4 protein-coding genes are annotated in these 8,262 nt (G+C 52.6%); all 4 read right to left on the bottom strand.

Features of this window, described 5'->3' with window-relative positions:
- Window positions 1-91 precede the first annotated feature (91 nt).
- The 4 genes from ACTS3T_RS17720 to ACTS3T_RS17705 all read right to left on the bottom strand — a co-directional run bounded on the left by ACTS3T_RS17720 (window position 92) and on the right by ACTS3T_RS17705 (window position 7,222).
- Window positions 92-2,980, bottom strand: coding sequence for an NHLP bacteriocin export ABC transporter permease/ATPase subunit (locus ACTS3T_RS17720; RefSeq protein ID WP_462935304.1), 2,889 nt, complete (start codon window positions 2,978-2,980; stop codon window positions 92-94).
- Window positions 2,981-3,128: 148 nt separating this feature from the next.
- Entirely contained in the window at window positions 3,129-5,366 is a 2,238-nt protein-coding gene (locus tag ACTS3T_RS17715; protein WP_377967855.1) for an NHLP family bacteriocin export ABC transporter peptidase/permease/ATPase subunit, read from the bottom strand.
- Window positions 5,367-5,593: 227 nt separating this feature from the next.
- Complete coding sequence (locus tag ACTS3T_RS17710; RefSeq protein WP_377967857.1) at window positions 5,594-6,160, bottom strand: hypothetical protein; 567 nt, start codon at window positions 6,158-6,160, stop codon at window positions 5,594-5,596.
- Window positions 6,161-6,172: 12 nt separating this feature from the next.
- Window positions 6,173-7,222 (bottom strand): cyclic nucleotide-binding domain-containing protein, encoded by a 1,050-nt coding sequence (locus ACTS3T_RS17705; RefSeq protein WP_377967859.1) that lies wholly within the window; start codon window positions 7,220-7,222, stop codon window positions 6,173-6,175.
- Window positions 7,223-8,262 lie beyond the last annotated feature (1,040 nt).

Raw genomic sequence — 8,262 nt, 5'->3', positions numbered from 1 at the left:
GCTCCAGTAGATGTCATCTTTGCAGATCTACTGGAGCTTTCGTTTGGCCAGAGTTATGAAGGCGTGCAATGCTGACATATCGCGAGAAAGCTTAGGCCATTTGCCGTTTGATAAGCTGCCCGAACATCCCCCCTTCAGCGACAAGTTCATCAAAGCTACCTTGCTGCACCACCCGTCCGGCTGCGATGACGTAGATGCGATTGGCGTTACGGATGGTGCTGAGACGGTGAGCGATGACAACGCGAGTGACCTTCAGCCGATCAAGGCTATCGGTCACAATCTTTTGCGTCCGGTTATCCAAAGCACTGGTCGCCTCATCCATCAGCATGATTTTGGGCTTCACGGCGAGAGCACGCGCAATCAGAAGTCGCTGACGCTGACCACCTGAGAGGTTGGTGCCCCCTTCGCTGACGACGGTGTGCATTTGCATCGGCATGGCTCGCAGATCGTCAGCTAGTCCGGCTTTTTCGGCGGCGTCCCAGGCATCTTCGAGCGTGATAAGGGCACCGCCTGCCAAATTCTCAAAGATGGATCCAGCGCTAAGACGGCTGGTTTGCAGCACCACGCCAAACTGGCGGCGCACCGCCACCACATCCAAACCCGACAAATCCTGGCCATCATAGTAGACATTGCCTTTTTCGGGGGTGTCGAAGCCCAGCAACAAGCGCATGGCTGTAGACTTGCCCGAACCGGAAGGGCCGACCAAGGCAATAAATTCGCCGGGTTGAGCCTCAAAGCTGACGTTATCCAAAATTAAAGGGCCATCGGGTTTGTAGCGGAAACTAACGCGATCGGCTTTCAGTTCACCGGAAAGCTGGCCAGGGTCGGCTTTCGTCAGGTTGACTTCTGGCTCGGCCTGAAGAATGGGCTGCGCTCGCTGCCAGAGGGGTACCACATCTAGCAGTTCTACCAGGGTATTGCTGAGGCTAGTCGCTCCAGCAATGAAGGTACCAAAGGCAACAGAAAAGGCTAAAAAGGTTCCGGTAGAAAGGCCATCGCCGCCTGAATTGTCAATAAACTGACTGGCGAGCCAGAACAAAATCAGCGTAGTGAAAATTGGCAGCACCGTGTTGAAGGTATCTACGGCATCTTCGAGCTGTTGGGTGCTGAGGGTGAGGCGAAGCTGCTGGCCGTAATGTTGACCCCAGGCCGCAAAAGCCCGTGCTTCTGCCCCGGCAATGCGCAGCTTGGACACGCCGTTGATGAGCTGCACGACTAAGCCATAGAGCTTGCCCTGAATTTCTAGCAAAGGACGGTATTTGCGCACCAGCACCAGGCCAGAAGCGACAGTCACCCCCACAATGACCAGGGCGACCAGCAAGGCAATCACAGCCAGCGGCGGACTGTAGTAAAACAGCAAGCCCAGATTTAGCAGCGAAAAAATGCCAGAAAAAATGCCCTGGAGAGCGGAGCCGCTGAGCTTACGACGGATGGCGGTAATGCTAGAGACGCGGGAGTTCAGATCGCCCGTGGCATAGTTGCGGTAAAAGGAGGTACGGAGTTTGAGCAGGCGATCCCAAACGGCGGCTTGCAGATGAGCGTCTGAGCCAGTTTCAATGCGCAGGGTGGCGATCGCCTGCGCCAGCCGAAACGCCGCTGCGCCAAACGCGGCTGCCAACAGCCCCAGCCCGATTTGCACCAAGAGGGCGCGATCGCTGTAGGGTACAACGGTATCGACTACCGCAGCGGTTGCTTGGGGCACTAGCATGCCAATCAGGGTAGCTGCAACCCCCGTGAGCAAAATCGCTAGCCAGTCTCGTCCCTGCCCCCGAAAGGTAAACTTCAGCAAGGAGAGCGCATTCAGATCGCTATTGGGGAGCGGTCGATAAAAGATAAACGCCACCGGATCGAGCGTATAAGCAACCGTCGGCGTCACCGGAACCCGAACATTGGCTACCCCTTCATTGAGCGCCACCGGGTCGAACAGGTCGTACTGGCTACCGCCGCAGGGCAACAAGGCAACGGGGTGACGATCTTCGCGGGTGTAGGCTAGGAGAGGGCCGCTGTCTTTTTGCCACCATTGACCCCGCAACAGCACCCGCCGCAGGCGAAGTTGCGAGGCGCGGGCGATCGCTTCTAAAGGTTCTTTGGTTCGCGACCTATTTTCTGACGGGGCCGGGGGTTCAATAGCAACGCCGAGCACCTTGCCCACAGCACCAGCCGCCGCTAACAACGGCGAATTAACTGCCTGAAAGTCTGGCTGCTCCAGCACGCCTGACAACGTGCGCACGACTTTTTGAGTCACTTCCTGATTGAGCTTTTGCCGTTGCTGAAACCGTCGTAGACTGAGGCGATCGCGTCGCTCTGCAATCTGCTCCACCGTTCTAAAAAAATAGGCATGGAGTTGCTTCAAGCCGCGAATAATAATCTTGCGATTTTTAACTTCTTCCGTGGGGCGAATAAAAAACTCAATATGATCTTGCGCCTGGATAAACATGTCGTGTCCTAGCGGGAAGCAGCCCGTTTCGGCCTCAATAGAAAAGAGCGGATTGCCCATCCATGAGGCTGTGCCCTGCTGCATTCGAACCCAAGAAACGTCACCCTCTGGAGGCCGACAAATATGTCCTGTCGTTAAGGAAATGTAGTGGACGTCGGGAATGGTGCCCTTGCGGGTCGTCGTGGGCATGCCTTCAACCTGACCTAGATGGTGAACCCAGGGATCAACCAGTTGTTTGAGGCGATCGAGGGAGAGCAACGCTTCGTCCGTTTCGCTCAGGGGCAGCGCCATCACGTCAGACGGTTCCATCGCGATCGCGATCAGTCCTAGATGGGTCACTGGGCAGATAGGGGCGCTAAACAGAGCTTCGTTGGCTTCGACGGTAAAGAGATATTGCCGTGAGCCAACGGGGTGTCCGTTGGCGAAGGCTGTCACAAAAACAGCCATTTTGCCGGATTTGAGCTGCCATAGTTGCGAGGGGTCACTCAGCAGCAGCGGTTCGTTGGCAGTGATGGTGCGGGGTTGGGTAATAGCAGCAGTCATGGGTGGCTGGATAATATCAATTCTCGATTTTGGATTTTCGATTTTGAATTGAACAGTCTTGGCTCTGCAGCCGTTTCGTCAGTCTCATCTGTACCTTTCTTTTGAAGAATTGGTATAAGGGAAGCGTTAAGGGGGCAGAGAGGCTGGTTTAACCAGATTCGCTGTTGATCAAACGGGCATAGTGGCCGCCTTCGGCCCAGAGCGTTTCATGGGTGCCGCGTTGCACAACCTTGCCGCGATCGAGCACCAGAATTTCGTCGCAGTCGCGAATGGTGCTGAGACGGTGGGCGACGATAATGCAGGTGCAACCTCGACGACGCAGGTTTTGGTCGATGATTTTCTCTGTCTCGGTATCGAGGGCGCTGGTAGCTTCGTCAAGAATCAGAATGGAAGGGTTACCCACAAGGGCACGAGCCATTTCCAAGCGCTGACGCTGGCCGCCGCTGAGGTTGGCCGCCCCTTCGAGCAGTTGGGCTTCAAAGCCATAAGGTTGCGCCAGAATCACCTCTTCGATCGCGGCATCCATTGCCGCTTTGCGCAAATCCACATCGGCAATAGTGGTGTCCCAGAGGGTCAAATTGTCGCGAATGGTGCCTGCAAAAATCAGGATATCCTGTTCGACAACAGCGATCGAGTGGGTCAGGACATCGCGAGGAATCTCATGGCGCTGCCTGCCATCAAAGCAAATAGCGCCCGATCGCGGCTCGTACAATCCGGCAATCAGCTTCGCCAGCGTCGATTTACCCGAACCACTGCCGCCGACAAAGGCCACCCGCTGCCCCGGCTGAATCTCCAGGTTAAAGTGCTCAATCATCGGCGCTTCGAGGGGATGGTAGCCAAAGGCCAGATCGCGGATAGAAATGGCACCTGTGAGGCGATGAGAAGCTGTGGTTGCTGTAGCCGAAACAGGGTGATCAGCCAGGTTAGATGCCGTTTGACAATCGGACATTGCGCCATTTATCAACTGACCGTCTACAACATTTGCGAGGACATCGTCTAACCGTTTTAGGTTGCTTTGCAGGGTTTGCAGGGTGCTGGCAAAGCTGACGAGGCGATTGACCGGACGCTGAAAACTGACCATTAGCAACTGCAAGGCGACCAACATGCCAATGCTGAGTTCACCGTTGATCACCCGCCAGCCGCCAACGGTTAGCAAAGCCAGATTGGTCAACGCTGACAGCAGCGATGGCAAAATGCCCAGCATTTGGTTGGTTAGCCCAAGTTCTTGCTGAGCGTTGATCGATTTGGTGTAGTAGCCTGCCCAACGAGCAAAGAAGTCTGATTCTAAACCGGATGCTTTGATGGTCTCCATGTTTTGCAGACCCGCGATCGCCACCCCTGCCGCTTTGCCCTGCTCCTGAGACAACCGCAAGTTGGCATCAATGCGGTGACGGCCAATCCACTGCAAAACCACTACGTTGATGATAGAGAAACCGACCACGATTGCCGTCATCAGCAAATCGTACTGAGCCATTGCCAGCGCGTAGAACAGCACTAGCACAAAGCTAATCACGGTTATGGTCAACTGTCCCGACAGCACCGAGGCGACTTCATCATTGAGGCGAATGCGGCTAGCAATTTCTCCGGCAAAGCGTTGGGCGTAAAACCCGACGGGGAGACGCAGCACATGCCAGACAAAGCGGCTGGTCATGCCAACGGCGAGCTTAATACGGAGCGATCGCAGGTATCGCCGCTGCAATGCCGTCAGCCAGCCTTCTAGAATGGCAATGATTAGCAGCCCTAACAGCAGATAGGGCAACCATTCCAGTCGTCCGCCGACCAACACTGAATCGACAAAGATCTGACTGAGGGCGGGCAGAACCAAAGCAGGTAAGACCAGAAAAAAGCCTGCCGTAATTGTTAGCAACAGTGCCCCAGTCGAAGGCCGCAAACGCTGCCACAGCGTACCAATAAGGTCGTCTTTGGAGCCACCCGGCTGGAAGGTTTCGCCCGGTTTGAAGCCAAGGACAATGCCAGTGTAGCCTTCGTCAAATTCTGCTGGCGTAACGCGGCGGGGGCCAGTGGCCGGGTCGTTCAGGTATACCCATTTGTCGCTAAAGCCGTCAACCACCAAAAAATGATTGAAATGCCAAAAGGCAATAAAAGGCGGTTCTAACTGCATGACCCGCTCCAGGTTTTTCTTATAGCCTGAGGCTTCAAGCCCATATTGACGGGCGGCTTTCAAAACGCTGGCAGCGGTAACGCCATCGCGAGACACACCGCAGACCTGCCGAAGTTCGGCTAAAGGCACTCGCCTACCGTAATAACCCAGGATCTTTCCTAAGGCAGCCGCCCCGCATTCTACCGCTTCCATCTGCAAAACGGTGGGCGTTTTCACCCGTTTTGGGAAAGCGGCTGTTGCCAGCGGTTGGGGAAAAATCAGCATAGGTTCAATTCGTCAAAAAGATTAGTGTGAAAATGGCGATCGCCCCAGCAGCTAAGAAGTGGGTAATTTTGTCGCAGGTATAGCTAAAGGCCGCTAAAGCTAGAAACATCAGGGCAGCAGGCAGAAGAAAAGCTTGGCTATCAGTGGCTTTCGGTCATTGAATCGTCTTAGCGCTGGTGGCTACAGCTATACATCAGTGTGCTTTAGCCCCCCATCAAGCCGTCCCTTTACCGCGCCAAAAAAGGAAACACAAACGTGATTGGCGCTCGTTCTTCTAATGTGATTCGCCCTTGCACCGCAACCCCAGGTACCACTGTGTTTGGCGGCATCGCCGCATCCATCGGCAAAAGCTGAGCCAGTACCTCTAAACGGTCATTTTCTGACTCCGTTTCCGCCATGCTGTCAACTCCCCTAACGGCACTTAGCGTCATCGCTTCGGGTTCCAGCACCTCTATGATTTCGGCTTTTAGCCCCGGCTCGTTGTAAACCAATAATGTCTCTGGCGTCAGCACGACTGACATGCCCGGTCTAAACTGGCCGCGATAGATGTTGTCAAAATGCAGTAGCGCCACCAACTCACCCTCAGATAGATCATTTTCAACCAAAAGCCCCCGTCCGCTAGTGGTAACTGGAATGCGCCCTATCCAACTCCAAATCAGCCCTAACCCCAGCAATACACCAATCGCCCCTAGCGGTAGCCAAGTTTTCAAATTCACAATGGTCATCAATTCATCCAACCGTTCGGGGGATGACAGCCGCTCCAGAGATTCTTTGCGAAACAGGTCTTTACTCATCTTTTCAGCCATTTAAGCCACCCCTAGCTGCGATAGCATCCAGTTAAACTTTTTGGCTCCTTCAGACATTTGGGTCAACTCGTCTAAATCGAGTTCCTCATCGAGCAAAGCTTCGGAATTTTGAGCCGCGATCGCCTGAGGATGTCTTAAGAGCGATCGCATGGCGTACAGCCGCTCCAAAATCTCGATGGCAATCACCCGGTAAAACCGAGAGGCAAAACTGTCATCCACCTGTAGCTTGGTCACCAAGGTTTGACGGGGAATGGCAAACACTAACGAATCTTTGACGGCACGAATGGTAACGGGCAATGGGCGAAAATCTAAAAAAGAAATGATTCCTGGCATACCGCCTTTGGTCAGCGTGGCAAAGGCTTTTTGGTCGCGGGTGCTATTTTCCAACCCCGAAAAGCATAGGTAGAGAGGATTGAAACCGTCTTCCTGGGGGGCTGAAATCGCCATCTGACCATCCAATAGCACATAGAGAGCATCGACCGGGCGAGCCGCTTGCAGCAGCACTTTATCTGCTGGAATGATCTGGGTTTCACCAAAAGACACTAGCCAATCAATGTCGCTATCTCGCAGTTCTGCAAAAATCGACAGCACTTCTTTGGAAGCGCGATCGCCCCAATGTTGAATACGACCTGGCTGTTCAAAAATACGTCGCAAACGGCTAGAAAGCATGATGGCGATCGCCCGATAAAAGTGGGCGGCAAACGCGATGTCTGCCTCTAGCTTGGCTTTGACCTGCGCAGTGGAAAGCGACATCACCATTGACGCTTCGAGAGTCTCAACGCTGCACATTTCGGGCATGCCAAACAGCGCCCCTAGCCCCACAATTTCACCCTGGCCTAACTCATCGACGACGGTACCGTTTGCTGACGACGCGAGGGATTCATCGTTTGCCTTCAAGCCCAGCTTGCCGTCAATCAAGACACACAGCACATCGGAAACAGTTTGCCCTCGGAGTAGTTGGTTACCGCTAGAGAGGTGCGATCGCTCCCCGTGGGTAATCATCCAGTCCAAATCGGTGTTGCTGAGTTCCCGCAATAGAGTGTCTGCCATAGGAAATTTTGATGCGACGCCCTCATCGTAAAGGGCATCAACCGTAAAATTTTGTCTCGTAAAAGACATCATATTTTTTCCAACAAAGGTTGATAAGAAAATAAATATTCCAAGACTACGGACGCCTTTGATGACAGATTCATCAGTAAAAAACGCCTACTCAAGACAACTCTTTAGCGCTAAAAGCTTGGCGACAGGGTACTCCAAAGCTTACGACTTTTTCATACATACAGACCCTAGCTTGGTTTTTAAGATGGGCATATACCTGAGGGAAGATGCTTCTCCCAACGACTGAAGAAACCACCAAAGAACCATCATCTCAGCACCTATCGCAAAGCGTCAGCGGGGACTCATTTTGATGAGTTGCGGTGTAAGAACTGAGATAAGGATGCTGTTTTGGGTTCTGCTTTGGCAGAAGTCGCAGGTAATGTCAATTTCGACCCGCTTCACTGCAAAAACTTAGACAAGGATGCTATTGATTTTGCTCAATTACGCCGAGACAGCTTGGAAAAAGGCTCATCATTTTCATCTAATGTTTTTTGTCTATAGGTGTTAGGCTTTTTATTTCAATAGAAAGCCTAAACTTTAAAGCTTTTGCAGACTCAGCGTTGAGGCTGTTTGCAAAGATATTTGCTGTGTAGCAAAACGGTCTAGATCCCCCTAAATCCCCTTAAAAAAGGGGGACTTCCGATGTGTGGCAAAACAGTCTAGATCCCCCTAAATCTCCCTTAAAAAGGAGGACTTCTGAGTCGATTTTCCCTTTTTCCAAGGAAGACTAGGCGGGATCGACGAGTGTCTAAAATTACAACCATTGGCTTTGCAGACACCCTCTTAATTTGAGGAGAAGCCATTGAGACATTTTAATAGCTAAAAGTTGCTGACAGAAAAGCTTTGCTGCTGTCTCAGCCTTCTACCTTTAGCGATAAGTTTGGTGTGTTGAGTTCCTTTAGTTCAATCATCTACACACCAAAGCCCTAGCCTAGTGTAGGCTGGGGCTTTCTTGTTTCGCTTAGATTTCATCAGCAAAGAAATGACAAAAC

This window comes from Almyronema sp. (genome assembly GCF_052168255.1).
In the GTDB taxonomy this organism is placed as follows: domain Bacteria; phylum Cyanobacteriota; class Cyanobacteriia; order Phormidesmidales; family Phormidesmidaceae; genus Sphaerothrix; species Sphaerothrix epifaneia.
The sequence above is the reverse complement of the archived record's forward strand: the minus strand, read 5'-3'. Positions and strand labels throughout refer to the sequence as shown.

Coding starts and splice junctions, on each gene's coding strand:
- ACTS3T_RS17720 (WP_462935304.1), bottom strand. CDS start 2,980: ATGACTGCTGCTATTACCCAACCCCGCACCATCACTGCCAACGAACCG.
- ACTS3T_RS17715 (WP_377967855.1), bottom strand. CDS start 5,366: ATGCTGATTTTTCCCCAACCGCTGGCAACAGCCGCTTTCCCAAAACGG.
- ACTS3T_RS17710 (WP_377967857.1), bottom strand. CDS start 6,160: ATGAGTAAAGACCTGTTTCGCAAAGAATCTCTGGAGCGGCTGTCATCC.
- ACTS3T_RS17705 (WP_377967859.1), bottom strand. CDS start 7,222: ATGGCAGACACTCTATTGCGGGAACTCAGCAACACCGATTTGGACTGG.